The 23924-nt window shown below is 58.9% G+C and carries 21 protein-coding genes; 18 read left to right on the top strand and 3 right to left on the bottom strand.

Annotated elements, in window-relative coordinates; translation table 11 throughout:
* Positions 1-79: 79 nt before the first annotated feature.
* From IB248_RS05975 to IB248_RS05955, 5 genes are all read left to right on the top strand, one after another.
* A complete protein-coding gene (locus IB248_RS05975; protein WP_169682050.1) occupies positions 80-1510 on the top strand; it encodes a basic amino acid/polyamine antiporter in 1431 nt (476 codons plus the stop codon).
* A gap of 188 nt (positions 1511-1698) precedes the next feature.
* Positions 1699-3132, top strand: coding sequence for a basic amino acid/polyamine antiporter (locus tag IB248_RS05970; RefSeq protein WP_018856277.1), 1434 nt, complete (start codon positions 1699-1701; stop codon positions 3130-3132).
* A gap of 19 nt (positions 3133-3151) precedes the next feature.
* Positions 3152-4396, top strand: a complete 1245-nt coding sequence (gene arcA / locus IB248_RS05965; protein WP_018856278.1) for an arginine deiminase — start codon at positions 3152-3154, stop codon at positions 4394-4396.
* Positions 4397-4491: 95 nt separating this feature from the next.
* Positions 4492-5592 (top strand): efflux RND transporter periplasmic adaptor subunit, encoded by a 1101-nt coding sequence (locus tag IB248_RS05960; RefSeq protein ID WP_169682051.1) that lies wholly within the window; start codon positions 4492-4494, stop codon positions 5590-5592.
* Entirely contained in the window at positions 5589-8675 is a 3087-nt protein-coding gene (locus IB248_RS05955) for an efflux RND transporter permease subunit (protein WP_169682052.1), read from the top strand. Before IB248_RS05960 ends, IB248_RS05955 begins: the two co-directional genes overlap by 4 nt.
* 53 nt (positions 8676-8728) lie before the next feature.
* Here the strand turns inward: IB248_RS05955 and IB248_RS05950 are convergent, their stop codons facing one another.
* Positions 8729-9004 carry an AAA family ATPase gene (locus tag IB248_RS05950; RefSeq protein WP_246733677.1) on the bottom strand — a complete coding sequence of 92 codons (276 nt, stop codon included), beginning with the start codon at positions 9002-9004 and terminating at the stop codon, positions 8729-8731.
* 284 nt (positions 9005-9288) lie between these two features.
* Here IB248_RS05950 and IB248_RS05945 point away from each other — a divergent pair, with 284 nt between their 5' ends.
* From IB248_RS05945 to ligD, 5 genes are all read left to right on the top strand, one after another.
* Positions 9289-9975: a VOC family protein gene (locus IB248_RS05945; protein WP_169682053.1), complete on the top strand. Its 687-nt coding sequence runs from the start codon at positions 9289-9291 to the stop codon at positions 9973-9975.
* Between the two features lie 72 nt (positions 9976-10047).
* On the top strand, positions 10048-10545 hold the full coding sequence (locus tag IB248_RS05940; protein WP_169682054.1) for an NUDIX domain-containing protein: 498 nt from the start codon (positions 10048-10050) through the stop codon (positions 10543-10545).
* Positions 10546-10866: 321 nt separating this feature from the next.
* Complete coding sequence (locus IB248_RS05935; RefSeq protein ID WP_169682055.1) at positions 10867-11622, top strand: ImuA family protein; 756 nt, start codon at positions 10867-10869, stop codon at positions 11620-11622.
* 661 nt (positions 11623-12283) lie between these two features.
* Complete coding sequence (locus tag IB248_RS05930) at positions 12284-12571, top strand: DUF982 domain-containing protein (protein WP_018856289.1); 288 nt, start codon at positions 12284-12286, stop codon at positions 12569-12571.
* The gene (gene ligD / locus IB248_RS05925; protein ID WP_169682056.1) at positions 12571-13620 is read left to right on the top strand and encodes a non-homologous end-joining DNA ligase; all 1050 of its coding nucleotides are present in this window, start codon (positions 12571-12573) and stop codon (positions 13618-13620) included. The genes IB248_RS05930 and ligD overlap by 1 nt, the downstream gene beginning before the upstream one ends.
* Positions 13621-14066: 446 nt before the next feature.
* Here the strand turns inward: ligD and IB248_RS05920 are convergent, their stop codons facing one another.
* Positions 14067-14957, bottom strand: a complete 891-nt coding sequence (locus IB248_RS05920; protein WP_312867263.1) for an SMP-30/gluconolactonase/LRE family protein — start codon at positions 14955-14957, stop codon at positions 14067-14069.
* A gap of 108 nt (positions 14958-15065) precedes the next feature.
* Here IB248_RS05920 and IB248_RS05915 point away from each other — a divergent pair, with 108 nt between their 5' ends.
* The 8 genes from IB248_RS05915 to IB248_RS05880 are packed head-to-tail and all read left to right on the top strand — an operon-like array spanning position 15066 to position 22576.
* Positions 15066-15779 carry a FadR/GntR family transcriptional regulator gene (locus IB248_RS05915; RefSeq protein WP_169682057.1) on the top strand — a complete coding sequence of 238 codons (714 nt, stop codon included), beginning with the start codon at positions 15066-15068 and terminating at the stop codon, positions 15777-15779.
* Positions 15780-15790: 11 nt separating this feature from the next.
* Positions 15791-16999, top strand: a complete 1209-nt coding sequence (locus IB248_RS05910) for a mandelate racemase/muconate lactonizing enzyme family protein (protein WP_169682058.1) — start codon at positions 15791-15793, stop codon at positions 16997-16999.
* A 41-nt stretch (positions 17000-17040) separates the two neighbouring features.
* Positions 17041-18018: a sugar ABC transporter substrate-binding protein gene (locus IB248_RS05905; protein ID WP_169682059.1), complete on the top strand. Its 978-nt coding sequence runs from the start codon at positions 17041-17043 to the stop codon at positions 18016-18018.
* 55 nt (positions 18019-18073) lie between these two features.
* A complete protein-coding gene (locus tag IB248_RS05900; protein ID WP_169682060.1) occupies positions 18074-19051 on the top strand; it encodes an ABC transporter permease in 978 nt (325 codons plus the stop codon).
* Positions 19052-19054: 3 nt separating this feature from the next.
* On the top strand, positions 19055-19786 hold the full coding sequence (locus IB248_RS05895; protein ID WP_169682061.1) for an ATP-binding cassette domain-containing protein: 732 nt from the start codon (positions 19055-19057) through the stop codon (positions 19784-19786).
* A 10-nt stretch (positions 19787-19796) separates the two neighbouring features.
* Complete coding sequence (locus IB248_RS05890; RefSeq protein ID WP_169682062.1) at positions 19797-20540, top strand: SDR family oxidoreductase; 744 nt, start codon at positions 19797-19799, stop codon at positions 20538-20540.
* Complete coding sequence (locus IB248_RS05885; RefSeq protein WP_169682063.1) at positions 20541-21437, top strand: aldose 1-epimerase; 897 nt, start codon at positions 20541-20543, stop codon at positions 21435-21437.
* Complete coding sequence (locus IB248_RS05880; protein ID WP_169682064.1) at positions 21428-22576, top strand: fumarylacetoacetate hydrolase family protein; 1149 nt, start codon at positions 21428-21430, stop codon at positions 22574-22576. The genes IB248_RS05885 and IB248_RS05880 overlap by 10 nt, the downstream gene beginning before the upstream one ends.
* A 103-nt stretch (positions 22577-22679) precedes the next feature.
* Here the strand turns inward: IB248_RS05880 and IB248_RS05875 are convergent, their stop codons facing one another.
* The gene (locus IB248_RS05875; protein ID WP_169682065.1) at positions 22680-23708 is read right to left on the bottom strand and encodes a LacI family transcriptional regulator; all 1029 of its coding nucleotides are present in this window, start codon (positions 23706-23708) and stop codon (positions 22680-22682) included.
* Between the last annotated feature and the right edge of the window lie 216 nt (positions 23709-23924).

The following is a 23924-nucleotide window of genomic DNA, read 5'->3' as shown; positions in this document are numbered from 1 at the left end:
CAGTTTCTGGATTTCTTGCTGAGCACTTTGCGTCAAAGGACGCGCTAAACTTCACCCATCCAACAACTCGGTTTGTGTCATGACCTCCCCTTCTGAAGGAAAGTTTTCGATTTGGACCCTGATGGCGATGTGTGTGGGCTCAATGGTCGGCGCGGGGATATTTTCCTTGCCACAGGCCTTCGGCCGCGCAACCGGACCGTTCGGTGCCATCATCGCCTGGACGATCGCCGGCGTCGGCATGCTGATGCTCGCCTTCGTCTTCCAATCGCTGTCGCGGCGCCGCCCCGATCTCGACGCAGGCATCTATGCCTATGCCAAGGCCGGCTTCGGCAATTATCTCGGCTTCCTCTCGGCTCTTGGCTACTGGTCGGCGGCGCTCCTGGGCAATGTTTCTTATTTTGTGCTCATCAAATCGACACTTGGGCTGTTCTTCCCGATCTTCGGCGATGGCAACACGATACTCGCAGTCGCAACGTCTTCGATCCTCCTCTGGTGCATGCATTTCGTCATCCTGCGCGGCATTCGCGAAGCCGCGGTAATCAACACGATCGTTACGTTTGCGAAGATTGTTCCCATCTTGCTCTTCATCGTCTTCGTGATTGCGGGTTTCAGATACGACCTGTTCGCCGCCAATTTCTGGGGCGGCGGTGACCCGACCTTCGCCGATATTGCCAGCCAGGTGCGCGCGACGATGCTGGTCACGGTCTTCGTCTTTGTCGGTATCGAGGGCGCGAGCGTTTATTCGCGTTACGCACGCAATCGTGCCGATGTCGGTATCGCGACGCTGACCGGCTTTCTCGGCGTGCTTTCGCTGATGGTTCTGATTACGCTCCTGTCCTACGGGATAATGCCGCGCGCGGATCTCGCAACGCTCAGGAATCCTTCGATGGCCGGCGTGCTCGAAGCGGTGGTCGGACCATGGGGTCGGCTGTTCGTCAGCGCCGCTCTGATAATCTCGGTCGCCGGCGCCTACCTTTCTTGGGTGCTGCTCGCCGCCGAAATTCTCTATTCGGCATCGAAGTTCGACACGATGCCGCGCTTTCTTTCCAAAGAGAACGAAAGCGGTGTTCCTTCGAACGCGCTCTGGCTCACCAACATTGTGGTCCAGGTGTTCCTGATCCTCACTCTCTTTGCGCAATACGCCTTCACCCTGGCGCTGGAGCTGACGAGCTCGATGATCCTGATCCCGTACCTCTTAGTTGCGGCTTACGGCTTCAAGCTCGCCTGGACCGGCGAGACATACGAGCGGGATTCGTCCGGTCATCGTGGCGACTTCGTGCGGGCCGGTATCGCGCTTCTCTATACCGCCGGGCTGATCTATGCCGCGGGCGCCAAGCACCTGCTATTGTCGGCCGCCATCTATGGACCTGGAACCATCCTCTACTTCATGGCCAGACGCGAGCAGGATAAGCGCACCTTTACTCCGGCAGAGACCGCCATATTTATGGTTGCGGCGGTTGGCGCAGTTGCCGCGATTCTCGGCATCGCGACAGGACGTATTAGCATTTAGTCGATCGCGCAACGCGATGAGTGGTCGCTCATTTACAGCCAGTGGTCGCAGAAAATTGCAAGCATCGCATATTCGTGGTACTTCATACGGATCACAGTCGCAGGGAAACGAATTATCGTTCCAGAGCAAATAATTACACGACGTGCATAAGCTTTAAAAAGCAACATCAGTTGGCATGAGAGGGCGACATGGCATCTCAATCCACGCAGAAATTTTCCCGTTTGGCACTCACTGGCATGGTTGTCGGATCCATGGTCGGGGCCGGCATTTTCAACCTGCCGGGTCGCTTCGGCGCCGCCACAGGACCTTTCGGAGCCATCATCGCCTGGGCAATCGCGGGTACCGGCATGTACATGCTCGCGCGCGTGTTTCAGGCTCTCGCCGAGAAACGGCCGGACATCGACGCGGGCGTGTTCGCCTATGCCAAGGCTGGTTTCGGCAACTACATGGGCTTCCTTTCGGCCTTCGGTTACTGGCTCGGAAGTTGCCTCGGCAACGTCTTCTACTGGGTGCTCATCGGGTCGACGCTAGGGCGCTTTTTCCCGGGCATCTTCGGCGACGGAAGCAGCGCGATTGCGATCATCGTGTCGCTGCTGGGCGTCTGGGCCTTCCATTTCATGATCCTGAAGGGAGTGGAGCAGGCAGCGTTCATCAACACCGTCGTCACCGTCGCCAAGATCGTGCCGATCCTCGTCTTCATCCTGCTGCTGATCTTCTTTTTCAACTACACGCAGTTCTCCGAGAACTTCTTTGGCGGTGCGGACATGCCGGCAAAGCCGCTGGTCGCGCAGGTCCGCGATACCATGTTGATCACTGTGTTCGTGTTCATCGGCATCGAAGGCGCAAGCGTCTATTCACGCTTTGCCGAAAAACGCTCCGATGTCGGCGCCGCAACCATACTGGGCTTTGTCGGCGTCACCGGTCTGATGGTGGCGGTGACCATGCTTCCCTATGCGGTGATGCCGCAATCGGCGATTGCCGCGGTCCAGCAACCTTCAATGGCCGCGGTTCTCGAAGCCGTTGTCGGGCACTGGGGCGCCGTATTCATCTCGATTGGCGTTCTGGTCTCGGTGTTGGGCGCTTATCTCGCCTGGTCGCTGATCTGCGCCGAAGTGCTCTTCGCCGCGGCCAAGTCCGACGACATGCCGAGGCTCTTTGCCGCGCAGAATGCCAATCGCGTACCAGCCAACGCGTTGTGGTTGACGAACTTGGTCGTGTCGCTGTTCATCATCTCCACCTACTGGTCACGCGACGCCTTCAATTTCATGCTCGACATGACGAGCGTCACCTCGCTTCTGCCCTATCTCCTCGTCGCCGGCTACGGCGTTTTGCTTGCCCGCAGCGGCGTGGGCTATGAAACGACGCCCAATGAGCGCGGTCGCGACCAGATTTTCGCCTGGATCGCCGTCATCTACACGATCTTCATGTTCATTGCCGCCGGTCTCAAATATGTGCTTCTCGTCGCCGTCCTCCTGGTGCCTGGCACCATTCTTTATGTCTGGGCGCGGCGTGAGCAGAAATTGCAGCTGTTTACCTCCACCGAGCTCATCATCTTCGCCGTTACATTGATTGCCGGCCTGATCGGGGCCTACGGCCTGTTGACGGGCATCATCACACCTTGAACAGAAAGGCAGGAGCGTCATGACATCAGACATCCCTTTCGGCGTGCATTCGGAAGTGGGCCAGCTTCGCAAGGTGATGGTCTGCGCGCCCGGCCGGGCTCACCAGCGCCTGACACCGAGCAATTGCGACGATCTTCTCTTTGACGACGTGCTTTGGGTCGACAATGCCAAACGCGACCATTTCGACTTCATGACGAAGATGCGCGATCGCGGCGTCGAAGTCGTTGAGATGCACAATCTGCTCGCCGAAACAGTTGCCATCCCGGAAGCGAAGAAGTGGATCCTCGATAACCAGGTCGCGCCGAACCAGATCGGGCTCGGATTGCTTGACGAGGTTCGCTCCTATCTGGAGGGGCTTTCCAACCGCGAGCTCGCCGAAACGCTGATCGGCGGCCTCTCGACCTTTGAATTTCCGGAATCGATCGGTGGTGAGCAGCTCGCGCTGATACGCGACGCGGCGGGTGTCAACGAATACCTGCTGCCGCCGCTACCGAACACGCTCTACACCCGCGACACCACCTGCTGGATCTACGGCGGGGTAACGCTCAACGCACTTTACTGGCCGGCCCGCCACGAGGAGACAATCCTCACCAGCTCCATTTACAAGTTCCATCCGGATTTCGCCGGAAAGGTGAACGTCTGGTGGGGCGATCCGACCAAGGATTGGGGGCTTGCCACGCTCGAGGGCGGCGACGTCATGCCAATCGGCAAAGGCAACGTGCTAATCGGCATGAGCGAGCGGACCTCGCGCCAGGCGATCAGCCAGGTTGCCCAGGCGCTGTTCGAAAAGGGTGCAGCCGAACGCGTTATTGTCGCGGCCATGCCGAAGCTGCGCGCGGCCATGCATCTCGACACGGTCTTCACGTTCGCCGACCGTGATTGCGTCCTGATCTATCCCGACATCGTCGACAAGATCGATGCCTTCTCCTACCGCCCGGACGGCAAAGGCGGCGTCGAGCTGCACAAGGACAAGGGCAGCTTCGTCGAGACGGTCCGCGACTCCCTCGGCTTGAAGAAGATGCGCGTCGTCCAGACCGGGGGCAATGACTACATGCGCGAGCGCACCCAGTGGGATAGCGGCGCCAACCTTGTCTGCGCTTCCCCGGGCGTCGTCTATGCCTATGACCGCAATACCTACACGAACACGCTGCTTCGCAAGGAAGGTATCGAAGTCATCACCATTACCGGTGCTGAACTTGGACGCGGGCGCGGCGGCGGGCATTGCATGACCTGCCCGATCATCCGCGACGCGGTCGATTACTGACCTTTTACGCGTGCTCCGGTCGCCCGGGTTACCGATCGCTGACGCGGTGTAAGCCGCGCCAACTTGTGGGTGTGTTCGAGAAGTGAGAGGCCGCCATGCCGTTGCGTTCCTTGATGTCGAGACACAAAGCGATTTTCGTTTACGCGGGGCTTACCGCCCTTGTCCTTTCCGGCTGCCAGAGAAGCGAGGAAAAGGAAGAGCTGCCGACGCGGCCAGTCAAGACGCAGGCTGTCTCGTTCAATCCCGAGGATACGTTCGGCTCCCTGGTTGGCGAGATCCAGCCAAGGGTCGAGACCAGCTTCGGCTTCCGCCAGGGCGGGGAAATCCGGGAGCGCGACGTCGAGGTCGGTGATCGCGTGGAGGTCGGAATGGTGATCGCCCGGCTCGATTCCGAAGATGCCCAGGATGCGCTCCGCAAGGCGGAAGCCAATCTGTTTTCCGCGCAGTCGACCTTCCAGAACGCCGAGATCGAGCGCAATCGCCAGCAGCAACTCTTCCCGCGGACGTCGACCCGTCAGCAGTTAGACGCGGCCATAGCGCAGGCCAATGTTGCCCAGGCCGGTGTCGATGCCGCTGAGGCGGCGTTGCGGATTGCCCAGACCAACCTCGACAACCGTACGCTGAAAGCCAATGGTGCCGGCGTCGTCACTGGCATTGGCGGCGAAGTGGGCCAGGTGGTCGGCGGGGGTCAGATGGTCGTCCGCGTGGCGCAGGTTGGTCCGCGGGATGCGGTGTTCCAGGTGCCGGAGGCGACGATCCAGACCGCCAACAGCAATGCCCACGTCGAAGTTCGGTTGTTAAGCAATCCAAATGTGACGGCGAGTGGATCCGTCAGGGAAATATCGCCGACCGCCAATCCGGTTACGCGCAATTTCACCGTCCGCGTCGGCCTGGACAACGCGCCTGAAGAGTTCCGTTTCGGCAGTTCGGTGCGTGGTACGATCCAGATCGCAGGCGCGCCCGTCGCGCGGCTGCCGATGACGGCGCTGTTCAACCAGAACAACCAGCCGGCCGTCTGGGTGGTTGACCCGGCAAGCAACACCACCAAGCTCGTGCCGGTAGAGGTCCATCGATTCGATACGCAGGATTTCCTCGTGAGCAAGGGGCTGTCGAGCGGCGATCAGGTCGTCGTCGCCGGCGTCCAGCAGCTGCGTCCCGGCATGGCGGTTCGCCTGCTTGAAGGAAGCGTCCAATGAACGGAGGATTCAATCTCTCCGAATGGGCCATTCAGCGCAAAAGCCTGATCGTCTTCCTCGCATTTCTGAGCGCTGTCGGCGGCATTCTCGCCTATTTCAATCTCGGCCGCGACGAGGACCCGGAATTCACCTTCAAGACGATGATCGTGTCTGCCGCGTGGCCGGGTGGCACCATCGAGCAGACTACAGACCAGATTACGGACCGGCTGGAGCGGACACTCGAGGAGGTGCCGCATCTCGATCACCTGAGGAGCCTGACCAGCGCCGGCCAGTCAGTGATCTACGTGGTGCTCGACGACGCAACGCCGCCCGACCAGGTCGGCGAATCCTGGTATCAGGCCCGAACCAGGGTCGGCGACATCGTCTCGACGCTTCCGGCTGGCGTCCGCGGGCCGTTCTTCAACGACGATTTCGGCGATACCTTTGGCATCATCTACGGTTTCACTGCTGATGGCTTCGGTGACCGCGAGGTGCGTGACTGGGTCTACGAGGCGCGCAACCGCCTGCTCAAGCTCGACGATATCGGCAAGGTTCAGCTTATTGGCACGCAGGACGAGACGATCTTCATCGAGTTCTCGACCAATCGGCTCGCCAGCCTCGGCCTCAGCATGCCGAGCGTGATCTCGACGATTCAGGCGCAGAACGCCGTTCTTCCCACCGGCCAGCTGACGACCGAGCGCGATCGCACGGTCTTGGAGGTTTCGGGCAGTCTCGCCAGCGAAAAGGATCTGCGCGAGCTCAATATTCCGACCGCCTCCGGCTTCGTTCGCCTCGGCGACATCGCCGATATCGTGCGCGGCACCGTCGATCCGCCGCAACCGCGCTTTCGCGTCGATGGCAAGCCGGCGATCGGGCTTGCCGTCTCGATGGCCTCCGGCGGCGACATTCTGCAGCTTGGCCGAAACATCGATAGCGTCATGAATCGTTTCGAGCACGATCTGCCGATCGGCATTGATCTGACGCGGGTCGCGAGCCAGCCGACAGTGGTGCAAACCGCCATTCGCGGCTTCACGACTTCGCTGGCGCAGGCTGTCGTCATCGTCCTTGGTGTCAGTTTCCTGGCACTCGGCGTGCGAGCGGGCCTTGCCGTCGCAGTCTCGATCCCGCTGGTGATGGCGCTGACCTTCCTCTTCATGGACATCACCGGCATTGCATTGCAGCGTGTCTCGCTCGGTGCGCTGATCATCGCGCTGACGTTGATGATCGACGACACGATGGTGACGGTTGAGATCACCATGGCGAAGCTCGAGGAAGGAATGGACCGCGTGAAGGCGGCAGCGTACGCCTATACATCCACCGCCTTTCCGATGCTTGCGGGAACGCTTGTCACCATTGCAGGCTTCATTCCGGTTGGCTTCGCCCAGAGTTCCTCGGGCGAATACGCGCGCTCGCTGTTCTTCGTGATCGGCTTTTCCCTGATCGTGTCCTGGCTGGTGGCGGTGCTTCTGACGCCGATCGTTGGCCTTGCCGTCCTGAAGCCGAGCGAGAAAGCCGGCGAAAAGACCGAGAGCAAGCTTATCCGCGGTTTCAAGAGGCTGCTCGGCGCCTGCGTCCGCATGCGCGTTCTCGTCATTCTGGCGACCGTCGCCCTGTTTGCCGCGTCGCTTTTCGGCTCACAGTATATGCGCCGGCAATTTTTCCCATCGTCAGATCGTCCGGAACTGCTTCTGTCGCTCGTCCTGCCACAAGATGCCTCGCAAGAGGCGACTGCCGCCCAGGTAAAGCGGGTGGAGGAAATCCTCGCCGCCGACGAAGGGGTTGCCAACTGGAGCTTCTACGTCGGCTCCGACCCGATCCGCTTCTATCTCTCGATGGACCTCAATCCGCCGGCCCCCTTCCGCGCGCAGGCAGTTGTCATCAGCAAGAGCGTTTCCCAGCGGGATGCCCTGCAGCAGAGGCTGCAAAAACTCCTCGACGAGCAGTTCCCAGATATCATCGCCCGTGTCTCTCCGCTGGAAATGGGCCCACCAGTCGGCTGGCCCGTTCAATATCGCGTCAGCGGCCCTGATATCGTCGGTGTGCGCGATCTCGCCTGGAAGGTTGCTGACGTTCTCCATACCGTCCCAGGCGCTGTTCAACCGCACCTCGACTGGAACGAACCTATCCGGAAGGTCGTCATCAACGTCGACCAAGACCGCGCCAGGCTGGTCGGGTTGAACTCGTCCGTTATCGCGCAGACGCTGTTTGCGACCTCCTCGGGCTTGCCGATCACGCAGGTGCGCGATTCCATCTATCTGGTCAACGTTGTCGCACGCGCGACGGAGGATCAACGCGTCGACATCAATACGCTGCGTTCGCTGCAGATACCGGTCGGTCCCAATCACACCGTGCCGCTTTCAAGCATCGCGACAGTGGAATACCAGACAACGCAGCCGTTGATCTGGCGGCACGACCGCTCGACTACGATCACCGTCCAGGCCGACGCGGAAAAAGGCGTGCTGGCGACTGACATCGTCGACGCCGCCACGCCGCAGATCGCTGCACTCATTCGCGACAATCCCAATTATCTGATCGAGGTGGGTGGCTCCGTTGAGGGTGCGGAAGACGGGCTCGCAGCAGTCGTAGCGATGCTGCCGGTCATGGCTGTCATCATCCTCATCGTCCTGATGTTTCAGCTGCAGAGCGTGCAGCGCCTTATCCTGGTCGTCAGCGTTGTTCCGCTCGGGCTGATTGGCGTCGTGCTGATCATGCTTATCACTCGCGTGCCAGTCGGTTTCATCGCCGTCCTCGGGATGATCGCTCTCATCGGCATGATCACCCGAAACTCGGTGGTGCTCATCGACCAGATCGATAGACGGATGGAGGAGGAAGGCAGGAGTTGGCAGGGCGTCATCGACGTCACCGCGCAGCGTCTGCGGCCGGTTTTCCTGACCGCCGGTTCGACGATCCTCGGCATGCTGCCGATCATCCGCGATCCGTTCTGGTCGCCGCTTGCCTTTACCGTGGTGGGGGGTCTGGTCGTTGCCGCGGCGCTGACGTTGATCTTCCTTCCGGCGCTTTATGTCCTGTGGTTCCGGATTCCACCTGAATTGGAACGACGACCCGCTCCGATTGCCGAGGCCGTGGCGCAGCCCGCATCCTAGGATAGATTGTAGGGTCGTAACTGTTTGCCGGGCCATAGTATTGCCGAGGCATGTCACATGTTGCATTTCGTGTTGTAGTGCCGTGCCAGACCCGCCTCGGAATCCGACGCCACAGTCCGGATCTCCTCGTCGGAAAGGCGTCCACGAAGGTAGAACCGGAAGATATCCGCGCGTGGTTTCTCGTCCGGAAGCCCGATTTCGAAATGGCGCTCGAGACGGCCAGAGCGCAGTAATACGGCGTCGATCAAGTGCGGATAGTTCGTCGCGCCGATGACGATGACCCTGCAAACCGCACGCGCTGTTTCGGATATGTCTCTGGCTGAGGACATACTAGAGGCGGGCATCGAAGCAGCGTTGGTGCTTGCAAGGAAATCGGAGCCATAACCTCCGTTTAGACGCCAGCGAAAATGGGCGGCAAATCCTCGCAACTGCCGGATTGTTGTCTCGATGAGGCGTGCCGACTAAAATCCGACTTCGGGTCTGGGGGCACCATAGGGGCAATCGCGTTGATGTCGGCCGTAGTGCAGGTTTGTAGAGTTTGATAACTCGCGTCATCCGTGAGCGCTCCCCACCTGCCGTTTATCTCGCAGCTAAACAATCTAGGAGACTCGAGATGGGTAATACCGAGGTTCGCAGCGAAAATTCACCCCGGCCCACGCGCGATCGAGGCGTCGACATGAAGCTGGAAGTGGTCGTAATCCCCGTAGCCGACGTCGATCGGGCCAAGAGCTTCTACGCGAGCCTTGGCTGGCGGCTAGACGGCGACTTCACCGCTGGTAGCGAGTGGCGCGTAATCCAGTTCACGCCGCCCGGTTCGGGATGCTCGGTCATCTTCGGAAAGAACGTCACTTCGGCTGCGCCCGGTTCTGCGCGGGGCCTATATCTGATCGTCTCCGACATCGGCGCGGCGCGCGAGGAACTTCTGGCGCGCGGTGTACGGATCAGCGAAGTGTTTCATGCAGGCGAAGAAAAGATTGGTACCGACGAGCCGTACCTTTTCGGGAGCCGGAGAGTAAGCGGCCGCGACCCTGAGCGCCGCACCTATAGGACCTACGCCTCGTTCAATGATCCTGATGGGAACGGCTGGTTGTTGCAGGAGGTCACCGGCCGCTTGCCGGGTCGCATAGACACGGGCGGGGCAGCCTTCGTTTCTTCCGCCGAACTCGAGGCCGCGCTGCGGCGCGCGTCAGAGGCCCATGGTGAACACGAGAAACTGACCGGGCAACACGATGAAGGTTGGCCAATCTGGTATGCGGAATACATGGTAAAGGAACAAACGGGAGAGCCGTTGCCTACCTAGCCATGGCCGCAGGGGCGAGGCCACTTACTCGAAAGCCTTGCCGCGTATCGGCCTTCGCTCCATGTTCGCGCGATGGACCAGCCGGATCGACATTTCTCGAAGCTGACGCCTTACACGCACAGGGTTTTTGCAGGCGACCTGGCGGAGCAGGTCGGGGCGCTTTGCTATCGGAAATCTCTCCGCGGTATCGACATACTTCTGATCACGACCCGCCAAACAAAGCGGTGGACCATTCCCAAGGGATGGCCGTGCGCTAATTTGAAAGCGTACCAGGCCGCAGAGCGGGAAGCGTGGGAAGAGGCCGGCGTCCGGGGAAAGATCAGGAAGAAGACCTTCGGTCATTACACGTATACGAAGTACCTGAAGGACAACGAGCACGTAACTTCGATCGTCGGCGTTTATCTGCTCGAGGTCAGGCGGGAGCGCTTAAAGTTTCCAGAGCAAGACCAGCGCGATTTGATTTGGAGACATCCGCGAGAAGCAGCCGTCTTGGTGCAAGAGCCAGAGCTGAAGGGGTTGATCCTAAAGTTGGGTCGGAAGTGGAAAGCTAGCGCAAGATCAGTGGCCTGATACGTGTTGCCAGCTTTGCGGCCGAGTTCGATACTCCGGTCGCAGACGCCGCACACCAAGGTATGATTGAGCCGCGATACTTCCGCGAGGTTCTCTCGTCGCAGGAATTTTTTCTCATCGTTAGATATCGTACGAACTTGAATTTCGACCGGCTACGGCATTGGATTCGTTCGCGGATCATTTTCATGCCACCCCTAGAAAAGCCGAGCTGCCCATGGTGACCGCAGATAGCCCTATTGACTAGACTGCCTTACCGGAACACATGTAGAACATAATCGCTTCCAAAGCGAGATGGAACCCATGAATTGACGAAGGCTACAGATGGCGCATGCGAGCGCAAACCCCGTTATTTCCGAGCTTCGCGAGCGTATTTCTCATCTTGATGGCGCCCTATCGCGACGGAAATGCGCCCTGCCATTTGGTGTGCCGGAAATTGATAGCCATCTGCCTGGTGGGGGGCTGGCATTGGGAGCGATCCACGAGTTCGCGGGCGGTGGTGCGGGGGCCGTGGATGGGGCAGCCGCAGCCCTTTTTGCAGCCGGGGTCGCCGCTCGCACGAAAGGGAAAGTGATTTGGTGCCTTACCCGACCGGATCTCTTCTTTCCTGCGCTGGCGCAGGTCGGCCTTCACCCGAACCGGGTAATATTCGTCGAAGCGGATCGAGAGGAGGATGTTCTCGCGTCGATGGAGGAAGCCCTTTCCTACGGTGCACTAGGAGCCGTCGTTGCTGAATTGGTTCGACTGCCGATGACGGCGTCCCGACGGCTGCAACTGGCGGCGGAAAAGTCCGGCACACTGGGATTGATTATTCGGCGGTGGCGCCGACAGAGCGAGGCAACGGACTTCGGTCAGCCAACGGCCTCGGCCACGCGATGGAGGGTAAGCGTTATGCCATCGGAAGAGCTTCCTGTTCCTGGTGTGGGGAGGGCTCGCTGGATGCTGGAGTTAATGAGAGTGAAAGCTGGCGAGTGTGCCGAGTTCGAAGTCGAAGCTTGTGATTTGTCCGGTCGCATTGCGATCCCAACGTCGGCTGGAACTTGGAGTACCGGAGGAAATCGATCCGCCCATGCCAGTTGAGTTTACCAGGATCACTCATCTAATCCACCTTGCTGGTACACGCCGCATGACGCGCATGTTCGCCGAGCAGTGACGCCGGGTGACCTTAACAAATCCTGTCCGATGAAACCGAAGACGACAAAGGAAATGTCATGTCTGCGATGAAGCAAGTGCGCGAGGAAATTAGTCCAGTCGATCAAGCTATAGAGTGGCACGATGGCGATCTGCATGCCACGATTGCCACACTGATCGACGACTGCCGCTTCCTTCGAGACCAGCTCGATACCGCTCAGAAATGCATGAGCAGCGGTCTAACGCGGGGTTGGAAGCCAAGATCTGAGCGATGATCAACTGTGGGAACTGAGCGCAAAAAGGACCTGCCAGTTGGTGCGCCCGGGAGGTACGGGAATCCAGCGCAGATTGATGCACCATTGCTCGCTGGGCAACGACACAACGCTCTTTGATTTAGTGATGACTGATATAAAGAGTTGAGCAATCCCGCAAAAAGCCACATCAGAGTGGACCCAGAGAAGTGTTTTCCAAATGGAAACGGCTATCCTTCAGGGGAAAGGTTAACTCCCATGCGACGCTTTTGTTCCGCTGGACTTATATATTTTCACTCCCCTAGACAAACGAATCACTTGGCATTTTAGTGGGCGGAGATATGTCAAGGAGTTTCGCCATGGCCGTCGATCTTCCCGTGTTTATTAAGCCCCTGCAGGTCGAAATCGATGGCATGGGACGATATCGAAAAGCGGAGACCGTCGACCAACTGGCGGCCATGCTGCTCAGCGGCAAATGGCATCATCGCGGCGGCGAGAAATTTCACAGTGCGCTGATGCGATCGGTGGAGGCCTTGGAATTTTATACCGATGCCGATACAGCCAGGGCCGCGTTCGTCGATGCTGCCCACGAGGCAGGCATGCTCGTACTTCCCGACGACATCGCCGAGATGAAAAAGGCTGGCTAATGGTGAAGGCTCCTCGTGAACGGCCGTTGCTGGCCGACTACCAGCCAATCCGTTCCCGTCCACGAGAGCCGCGCGACCCCAAGCAGCCTCAGCTGCCATTCGACCCAATGCCCGACCGGATCGAGCCGTGCCTGGCGCTTTTGAAGCCGCGCCCGCCGGTCGGCGACGAATGGTTCTATGAAGTAAAGTGGGATGGGTATCGGATCGCGGTCCACCTCAACAAGGGTAACGTTCGCATCCTGACGCGTGGCGGACACGACTGGACGCATCGCTTCCCACACATTGACCAGGCGGCTAAGGCACTGGATGTTGGGAGCGCCATCATCGACGGGGAGGCGGTAGTCCTCGATCCCGAAGGTCGCCCTCACTTCGGAATGCTGCAGAACTCGCTCGGGGGACGAGGAGGCAAGCTTCGGTCCGGCCAGGCGATGATGATGGCTTTTGATCTGCTTTATTTCGACGGTCACGATATCCGCAGCTTGGAACTGACGGCGCGGCGCTACTTTCTGGAGTCACTCTTGCGAAACGAGGATGGCGCTATCCGCCTGTCCGATACCATTGATGGTGATGGCCGTGAGATTTTTGCCGCTGCATCCCGGCATGGGCTCGAAGGGATAATCGCCAAGCACAAGGACAGCAGTTATCGATCAGGTCGCCTTGGCGATTGGGTCAAGATCAAATGCGTCCAGCGCGACAGCTTTATCGTGGTCGGATACGAGCCATCGCCTGTGGCGCGAGGAGGGATCGGCAGTCTGCTGCTGGCTGCTCGAAAGGGGGACGCGTGGATTTATGTTGGCAACGTTGGCACGGGTTTCAATGAAAATAGCGCGGCCGCGCTTCGGAAACTGCTGGACCGCATCGTCAGAAGGCGGCCGCCAGTCGTGTACGACGGCCGCCAGAAGGACATTGTCTGGGTGCAGCCGACCCTCATCGCCGAAGTTGAGTATCGAGCATGGACGCATGATGGAAAGCTTCGGCACGCCTCCTACAAGGGGCTGCGAGAGCACCAGGACAATGCGGCGGTGCTCGAAGTCGGCTGCGATTCATGACCTGGAAAGTAGACATGACCAGCACATGCGACTTTCTCATTGGCTGTAAGCTGGGCGACAATGCGCAAAAGGCGGAGGGGTGCACCGCGTTCGAAGAACGACACCTGGAGAAGAACCCATCGCTCGCAAAGCGAATGAGATTACCGCATTTCAGAGAGGCCGACAAAGCGCCGGAAGTGGTTCCGCACGCCGATGTCCGAGCGGCCGGGAGCTGGCAGGTTACGGCTGCAGGTGAAAGACGAGCCGCATGGGCTCCTACCGCTTCTCCATAGGTGGCGTAACCATAGGCTGCCGGACAATAGGCGGCATCCGGAGAACTTGCCAATGTTCGATCGGTTGCAGAGGCGGAACTAAAGTACGCCGGCAATCGAGTTCTGATGCGCGGGTAATACCTCATTCCCGATTGTGCGTGCAGCCTATACCTATCTTGCCGCTGGCGATGGGATCTACCCGAAGCGATTTGCCCTTCGGCCGCGCTTTCCCATGTTAATGGCGAGCAGGGCGCCTTCGAGCGGATTTCCCCTTACCTCTTCGTCCGTCATCGAAAACCGGGCGGAAGTGACGAAAAGAGTGGAAAGGTCATGGCCGCCAAAAGTGCAGCTTGTTGGCTGGGAAACCGGCAGGTCAACGACCCGGTCCACGCGTCCCTTTGGATCTAAGCGGACGATGCAGCCACCACGGGCGACGCGGCAATTCCAGATGAACCCCTCGTCGTCTAGGCACGAGCCATCTGGAAGGCCTCGCTCGAAGCCGGCAAATACTGGAACGCGGTTGCGGAGCATAGAGCCGGCGATCTCATAAGAGTAGATCGTGTTTTGAAGCGTGTCCGCCGTCAGCACGGTACCGTCACCCGGCCAGACCAAGGTGTTGGTGATGCCGAATAGATCGTTCGTCAAGGGTAGCACCCTGCCATCGGGGGTGTAACGGTAGAGCCGACCCTTCTCGCCGTTCATTGCCAATGGCGTGCCGTCAGCGGCGATGTTGTTCTGCATTGTGCCGACCCAAAAGGCGCCATCCGGACCGACGACGCCTTCATTCAATCGATTGCCGGTCGTCCCGGGCTCTACTGTCGCAACCGTCCGGAACACGTCTCCGTAATCCCAAAGCGCAATCGTGGTGGCGAGGCCGACAATCGCTCCGCCGTCTTGCCTCAGTCCGATCGAGGTTGGCATGTCAGGCGTCGGCCAGCTTTGGTACTCACCCGTTGCCGGCGTCAGGGCATGGATGGCTCGTCCAACAATATCGACCCACAGCAGGCGCTGCCTGTGGTCATCCCATACTGCGCTCTCCCCCACGATGTTGGCCGCCGTCAGAGCCACCTCAACATTTATTCCCACAGAAACCCCCGGTCCGAATATTGACTGTTGACAGACAGGGTAATCATAAAATACGCATAAATCAATGAAAGCTGTCATACAGGTTTTGAACTTTTAAACGGAGTTATCATGGCGACTGTTTCGGAGGTAGTCGGAAACGCGGGGCTGGTCAGCAATGCGATTGGAGCGATCACCGCTCATATCCGCATGAACGAACTGGGCCCGGGCGATCGCCTGCCAAGCGAAGGAGCGTTGTCTAAAGAGCTCAGCGTATCGCGCACAGTGGTGCGCGAGGCATTCCGGTCGCTTGCAGCAATGAGGCTCATCGACCTGCGTGTCGGCAAGCGAGCGATGGTCGCGCAACTGGATCATGGTGCGATGTCGCTGATGATCGAGCATGGCATTGACACCGCACAAATCAATGTCCAGCAAATCTATGACGTGCGCCGGACCATTGAAGTGCGGACGGCAACACTCGCGGCGCTGCGCCGCTCCAATGATGAAGCCCGTGCGATTCTTGAGCATGCCGAGGCGATGCGTACAAATTTCGATGCGGCGGAACGGGTCATGGAGAGCGACCTGGCATTTCATCTTGAGATTGCTCGCGCCTCCAAGAACCCGATCTTCGCGATGATTGTCGGCGCATTTCAGGGTGTCTCGAGACAGACATGGCCAATCGGATGGCGCAGTCGATCATCTGACAATGAGCGGCATGCCATGAACGACCTGCATGTCGCGATCGCCGAGGCGATTGTTGCGGGTGACCCCCAGGCTGCAAGCCAATTGATGGCCCAGCATTTTGAAGAGAGCGTGAAGGCGTTGCTGGCAGCCGGCGTCGCATAGGGAAGCATCTTATGAAAATCACGAAACTAGAGACCGTGCGTGTCGCGGAACGCCAGAACCTGCTCTGGGTACTGGTCCATACGGATGAAGGAATTACCGGTCTCGGGGAGACTTTCTTCGGTGCAGAGACCGTGGAAGCCTACATTCACGAATACGTAGCGCCACGCGTTATTGGACGCGACCCGCTGCAGATCGATCTCCTGGCCGCAGATCTCGTCGGTTATCTCGGATTTCGGTCGTCAGGGGCTGAGGTGCGGGGCAACTCGGCATTTGACATTGCACTGTGGGACATCTTTGGCAAGGCAACCGGACAGCCGATTGCACAGCTGTTGGGCGGATTCAGCCGTCGCGAAATCCGCACTTACAATACCTGCGCCGGTACGGAATACATCAAGAAGGCAACCGGCCAAACGACGGCTAACTACGATCTGGCGACATCTGCGACCAACGCTTACGACGATCTGAATGGCTTCCTTCTTCACGCCGACGAACTCGCCCACTCCCTGCTTGAAGAAGGGATAACGGCCATGAAGATATGGCCCTTCGATATCGCGGCGGAGAAGGCCCGCGGCCAGTACATTTCCTCACCGGATCTCAGGCGGGCGCTGGAGCCGTTCGAGAAAATTCGTTCGGCCGTGGGCGACAGGATGGACATCATGGTCGAGTTCCATTCGATGTGGCAACTGCTGCCTGCCATGCAGATCGCAAAGGCGCTGACGCCCTACCAGACATTCTGGCACGAAGATCCGATCAAGATGGACAGTCTCTCCAGTCTCGGACGCTACGCGGCCGTGTCGCCCGCACCGATTTCGGCATCGGAAACGCTGGGTTCGCGCTGGGCCTTCCGCGATCTGTTGGAGACCGGGGCGGCTGGCGTTGTGATGCTCGACATCAGCTGGTGCGGGGGACTGTCGGAAGCAAGGAAGATAGCTGCGATGGCGGAAGCCTGGCATCTGCCGGTCGCGCCTCATGATTGTACCGGGCCCGTCGTGCTTTGCGCCTCGACGCATCTTTCGCTCAACGCGCCCAATGCGCTTGTCCAGGAGAGTGTGCGGGCCTTCTACAAAACCTGGTATCGCGATCTCGTCACGGCATTGCCCGAGGTGAAAAACGGAATGATCACCGTGCCGCCTGGTGCCGGATTGGGCATGGAACTGCATCCCGATCTCGATAAGGCATTCACGGTGTCTCGCCGCATATCGAACTCCGTAAGCATCTGACTTTGTAACTGAAGTAACACGCAAACCTGGGAGGAAAAGGCATGAGAAAGAGCATTATCTGCGGTGCATGGGGGCTTGCCCTTTTAGCCACTACGAGCATCGCACAGGCCGAACCGCTGAACATCGTTTTTGCGCACCATTCGTCGGCATCAAATACCTTCTGGCAGGCGGTCAAGAAGGGCTTCGACGACGCCTGCGAGAAGATCGGCGCGAACTGCCAGATGGTCTTCACGCAAACCGAAGGATCGGTCGAGCAGCAGCTGTCGAACATTGAAGCAGCACTTGCTCGCAAGCCTGACGCGCTCTTGACCTCGATCGTTGACGACAAGGCGCTCGACGACGTGATTGATCGCGCGGTCAAAGACGGCGTTGTTGTGATTGGCGTCAACGTTGATGACAGTAAGGGGGCCGACGGTAACAAACGCGCGGCGTTCGTCGGCCAGGGCTTCCGGCCGGCCGGTCATTCGCTCGGCAAGGCGATCTCCGAGAGTTTTCCGAAGGATGGGCCGGTCAAGGTTCTGGTTGGCGTCTCCGCGCCTGGGCAGAACTGGTCGGAGGCGCGCGGGCGGGGTGTCATTGATTTTCTTGAAGAATATAAGGCTGCCAACCCCGCGCGGGATATTTCTTGGGACCGCATCGACAGCGGAACTGACCTTGCTGTGACCGCAGACCGTGTCGGCGCCTACCTCAACGCGCATCCCGAAACCACCGCCTATCTCGACACGGGTTTCTGGCATGCATCGGTCGCACGAGTTCTGAAGGATCGCGGCATTGCGCCCGGCAAGGTTCTGCTCGGCGGTTTCGACCTCGTTCCTGAAGTGGTCCAGCAGATGCAGGCCGGCTATGTGCAGGCCGAGGTCGACCAGCAGCCATACATGCAAGGTTTCATGCCGGTGATGGAAGTTTACCTCGCCAAGAAGCTGGGTCTTGCGCCGTCGAACATCGATACGGGCCAAGGCATCGTGCGCCCGGCGGATGCAGGCATGATCATGGATCTGTCCGCTAAGGGCCTGCGCTAAGTCAAAGGCAGGAAGGGGATCACTCATGAGCCCCTTCCACTCTGGAGATTGCTTAATGAAAAGACTTCTGAAGATTTATATGGAGAAGCCAGAGCTTGCCGCTCTCCTTCTGCTGGTCGTTTTGATCTTCCTGTTTCAGAGCCGGTCAGGAGGACTATTCATTACCGCCGGCAACCTGCGAGGCGTGTTCGGAATCTTGCCCGAGATGGCCTTGGTCGCCATCGGCGTGACCGTCTTGATGATATGTGGCGAGTTCGACCTCTCGGTTGGCGCGGTGTTCGCGTTGATGCCGATGACGGTCGCGGTCCTAATGACCCATGATGTCCCCTTTTCCGTGGCGCTGGCGGCGGGATTGCTAGTGTGCGTCGCAATCGGCTTCCTGAACGGCTTTCTCACGATCCAGTTCGCCATCCCGAGCTTTATCACGACGCTCGGAATGATGTTTGTGGCGCGCTCGCTAACGGTGGTGGTCTCCGGTGGGTTTCCGCCGTTGCTGTCGGCGGATCTACCGACCTGGCTATTTGTCAGTTTCGTCGGACCGGGTGAGCTCTTCCGTATGTCCTTTATCTGGTTCGTCGCTGTCGCAATCCTCGTGTCCTTGCTGCTGAGCCGCACGAATTTCGGCAATTGGGTGCGTGCGACTGGCGGCTTTCTTCCCGCAGCAAATGCGATGGGCATCCCCACGGCGCGCGTCAAAATTGCCTGCTTCATCCTATGCTCGGTTCTGAGTGGATTTGCTGGGTTGATCCAGGTCTTGCGCCTCGGCTCTCCCTTGCCATCCATCGGGGAAGGCATGGAATTGCAGGCTGTCGCGGCTGCGGTCATTGGCGGAACTGCATTGACAGGCGGCATCGGCGCTGTTCTCGGAGGGATTATCGGTGTGGCGCTAATCCGCGTCATCGACAATGGCCTCATCCTTAGCCAGGTCGACGCCAACTGGTTCAAGTTCGCTATCGGATCGCTGACGATCTTCGCGGTTATTGCAAACTCTTGGCTGCGCAAGCGCGCCAAGGCAATCAAGGTGGAGGTGTGAGCCATGAACGAACCCATCGTTTCGGTTAAAAACCTGCACAAATGGTATTCGGGTGTTCATGCCGTCAAAGGTGTTTCGATCGATTTCGCGCGGAACGAAGCTGTCGGGCTGATTGGCGACAACGGTGCTGGAAAGTCCACCCTGATCAACATCTTGTCAGGCGTCCAGCGACAGGACGAGGGCGAGATCTTCGTGGAGGGCCAAAAGGTCGCCATTTCTGGCCCTCGCGACTCGATGCGGCTCGGCATCGAGACCATCTATCAATACAACTCCATGGTCCCGACCATGTCGATCGCGCGCAACCTCTTCATCGGTCGGGAGCCCATGCGGTTTTCGATTGCAGGCGTCGGTGTCATGGACATGGGCAGGATGCGTGAGGAGAGCGTCAAGGCCATCAGCAATGTGGATTTGCATCTGAGATCGCCGGATGCCCTTGTCGGCGAGCTGTCTGGCGGGCAGCGGCAGGGCGTCGCCATTGCGCGTGCCATGCACTTCAAATCGAAGGTGATGATCCTTGATGAGCCGACCAATCACCTTTCGGTCAAGGAAACCAACAAGGTCATCGGTTTCGTTCGTTCCCTGAAAGAGCAGAACGTAACCGGCATCTTCATCAGTCACAACATGCACCATGTCTTCGAATGCTGTGATCGGGTTGTCGCCATGGCCCGTGGCCAAGTCGTGCTCGACAAGCGGATCGGCGACACGACGATCGAAGAAGTTCAGTCGGTGCTCTGAGGAAAAGCCAATGGGAATGCTAGAAGGAAAGACGGCCCTGATAACAGGAGGCCTCGGAACTCTGGGAAGGGCTCAGGTGCTACGGCTTCATGCCGAAGGCGCTTCCGTGATCGTTCTTGATCGGCCAGACATCGAAGACGGCGCGCAGAAAGCGGCAGAACTTGGAGCCGGCGTTCGGTTCCTCGGTTGCGATCTCAACCAGCTGCAGGTCACGGAGGAAATTGTCAGCGAGGAAGCCAAAGCCCTAGGTGGCATCGACATCCTTATAAACAACGCCGCCTTGATCATCAACAGGCCGTTCGAGGCGTTTAGCCTGGAGGAATATGAGGATCAAATCCGGGTCAACTCATCCGCCGCTTTTGCGGTGGTGCGGGCAGTCGCGCCGTTCATGAAACCGAAGCGAAGCGGAAAGATCCTCAATTTCACGTCAATCACCATGAACGGGCAGTGGGACGGCTATGTGCCTTATGTGGCGTCGAAAGGCGCGATGCTCGGTCTGACCAAGGGGCTCGCCCGTGAACTCGGTCCGTATGGCATCAACGTCAATGCCGTCTCGCCGGGCGCGGTGGTTTCCGAAGCAGAAGAGCGCGTGTTCGGGGATCGGCTGCAGCAATATAGCGACTGGGTTCTGGACCGTCAGTGCCTGAAGAAGCGCATCGAGCCCGACCATGTCGCGAGCCTCGTTCTCTTTCTGGTGTCGCCGGCGTCCGATATGATCTCGGGCCAGAATTTTGCCATCGACGGAGGCTGGTAATTGCATCCGCAGGAGATCGTTCTGGAGAACGACAAAGCCCGCGTCGCCGTTGTTCCCAGCTTGGGTGGCGGTCTGGCGCGGCTTGATGTTCGCGACGCCGAGGGGAGGTATCGGCCTCTCCTGCGGCCGTGGAGCGGGCGGATCACTGATGGTCCTTTCGCTCTGGGCTGTAATGTTCTGGTTCCCTTCTCCAACCGGATATCGCAGGGAGGGTTTGTATTCGGCGAGCACTTCCACGCCGTCAGTCCCAATTTGGGCGGTCAAGAGCTTCCGATTCACGGAGATGCGTTCATGCGGGAGTGGCTGATCGCCGGGCGGGATACATCGACGATCACGCTGCATTGTCCTCACGGTAGTATTGGTCCGTTCCGATATGATGCAAAGCAGACGCTCGTCTTGTCGCAAACCCGGCTTGTCGTGCGTTTGGAGGTGACATCGACATCACCGACGGCCTTGCCTTTCGGCATCGGGTTTCATCCCTGGTTTCCGCGAAGCGCACGAACAACAGTTCGGTTTTCAGCGAACAAAGTCTGGCTGGAGAATGAAAGACATCTGCCGCTGACATTGGTCGATATTGATGCGGACGGTTGTTGGGATTTCTCGGCGCCGACCCCTTTGCCGGCCGAGTGGATCAACAATGCGTTCACTGGCTGGCTGGGCTCCTGCGATGTCGAACAAGGCCCTGATGCCGTCTCCTTTCGCTTGAGCGCATCTGACAATCTCGACGTTACTGTCGTCTATTCGCCCGGGTCGGATGCGGATTTCTTCTGTTTCGAGCCTGTTTCTCATCCGGTGGATGCGCACAATCTTCCCGGTATGCCCGGGCTGACGGTTCTTCAGCCCGGCAAAACCCTCACAAGTTCGATGACTTTGGACTGGAGTTCCTCATGGCACTGAATTCGTTCGAATGCGGCACGTTTGCTGGCCGGATATTCCGCTCCGAGTTTGGCGGTCCGTCCGTGGTCGTCGTGCGCGACGGAATGGTGTTCGATATCACCTGTGCCGAGGCGCCGACGATGCGCGACCTGCTGGAGAAAGACGATCCGGTCTCGTTCGTTCGCGCGCAGCCCGGCGAAATCGTCGCGTCGCTGGGAGCGATCATGGACCCGGATCTACCCGACCATGCCCCATTTTCGATGCTTGCACCCTGTGACCTGCAGGCGGTGAAGGCGTGCGGTGTCACCTTCGCGAGATCGATGCTCGAGCGGGTGATCGAAGAAAGAGCTGCCGGAAACCCGGACATGGCGCGCTCGATACGCGAACGCGTGACGGCGGTTATCGGGGATAGCTTGCGCGACCTGCGTGCCGGATCGGAGGAAGCAGCAAAGGTCAAGGAGGCATTGATCGAGGTCGGCCTCTGGTCGCAATATCTGGAAGTGGGTATCGGACCAGACGCAGAGGTCTTTACCAAGGCGCAGGTGCTGTCCTCCGTCGGCTGGGGCGCCTCCGTTGGACTTCATCCGGTGTCGAACTGGAACAATCCCGAGCCCGAGATCGTGCTGGCCGTCGACAGCCGGGGGCGCGTGAAGGGGGCGACACTCGGCAACGATGTCAACCTGCGCGATATCGAGGGTCGTTCGGCGCTTCTTCTCGGCAAGGCAAAGGACAACAACGCCTCTTGCTCCATCGGGCCGTTTATCCGCCTGTTTGACGAGACTTACTCGATCGCGGACGTGCGCAACGCCGAACTGGAACTACGGATCGAGGGCAGGGACGGTTTCGTCCTTGATGGCAGCAGTTCGATGAAGGAGATCAGTCGCGATCCGCTCGATCTCGTCGCCCAGACGATTGGTCGCCACCATCAATATCCTGATGGGCTCATGCTGTTCATGGGAACCCTTTTTGCGCCGGTCGAGGATCGCGATACACCCGGCCAGGGCTTTACGCACAAGATAGGCGACAGGGTAGCAATTTCGAACGCTGAGTTGGGCAGCCTGATCAACACGGTGGCCTTGTCGACCGAATGCCCGCCCTGGACCTTCGGGACGGCCGCGCTCATGCGCAACCTTGCCACGCGCGGCCTGCTTGGCAACTAGGGCATGACAATTCATCGGCCAACGCCGATGGTGGCGCCGAGCGCGCAATAGCCCACATAGATAGGCTCCGGCTAGAGGGATTGGCCGGAGCGAAGGTGTCGGATCAAACCGACGCGTCACGAAATTTCGGAGCAATGAGTGACTGCAGGTTCGGCAGTTCCACGCCATTGGCTACGGAAATGATAGTGCGGGCCAATTCGTTTCCGGCCGCACGAATATCCTCGTTTATGGCGATAATCTCGGGCCTGATCCACTCGGTGAAACGCGTCGGCTCTTTCGCAACCATGTCAAAATCGACCTTGATCCGGGCTCCGACGCTTTCGAGTCCAGCAAGGAGAGCGACACCAGTACTTGCGCTGCCGGCGACAAAGCCGTCAACCAAGCCGCTCTCGAATGGCCAGCGTGTCCCCTCCTTGAAAATATCCTCCAGGGGGCTGTCGAGATCGACGTTGCCAAACGGTACTTCCACGCATCCAAAGTCACGGATGCCTCGGCGGAATCCGTCCGACATGTGCTTGCAGAACATCAGATGCGACGGTGGCGCCAGGAGCGCGATATTTCGCCGCCCGTTGTCCGCAAGCCGTCGAACGCTCTCATAAGCGAAGGTCTCATTGTCGAAATCGACGGAGGCGTGAACACTCCGTAGCTGCGTTCGACCGAAGGTGACGAACGGAAACTCTTCGTTCGTCAAAAAGATAACGCGCTGATCCATCGGTTGGGTACGGGTGATGATCAGTCCATCGGCCATGCCGCTGTCGAGAACCTCTCCGACGGCCTTCAACGGGTCCTCATGCGGGCTATCCGGCACCACCACCATGCCATAGCCTGAACGGGAGAGCACCTCGGCGACGCCGTTTACAAGCGGCCCGGCTATGCCAAGGATTTCATCTTCCATGTTCAGCACCAGGGCAATAACGCGTGACTTGCCCGTACGAAGTCTGAACCCTGCGCGGTCCGGGCGATAGCCTATCTGGCGTGCCGCGAGCCTCACGCGCTCTTTCGTCGATGAGCTTATGTCGTCGGCATCGTTGAGCGCACGGGAGACGGTCGCAGGGGTCAGCCCAGTGAGCTGCGCGATCGTTTTGAGCGTTGGTTTTGGCTGGCGATCAACGCGACCACGATTGCTCCTCATGGAACTCTCCGAAAACGATATAGAGATTACCCCTAATTCTCTCGACGAACAGTGTCAAACATATCTGATTTTACAGCACTTGTGGGGTCTTGATATTTTGTGTATTCGCTTACGTAATCGATTTCGGAGATGTGTTTTGGTCGGTTTGGCGAATGATTCAATCAAGCTCTTTCCTCAGGGGGGCTTGGCACTCGGATGCAACTACTGGGCATCCCA

Origin of the sequence: Rhizobium sp. RHZ01 (genome assembly GCF_014851595.1) — a bacterium.
Lineage (GTDB): Bacteria > Pseudomonadota > Alphaproteobacteria > Rhizobiales > Rhizobiaceae > Rhizobium > Rhizobium altiplani.
This window is presented reverse-complemented; position numbering and strand designations above follow the sequence as displayed.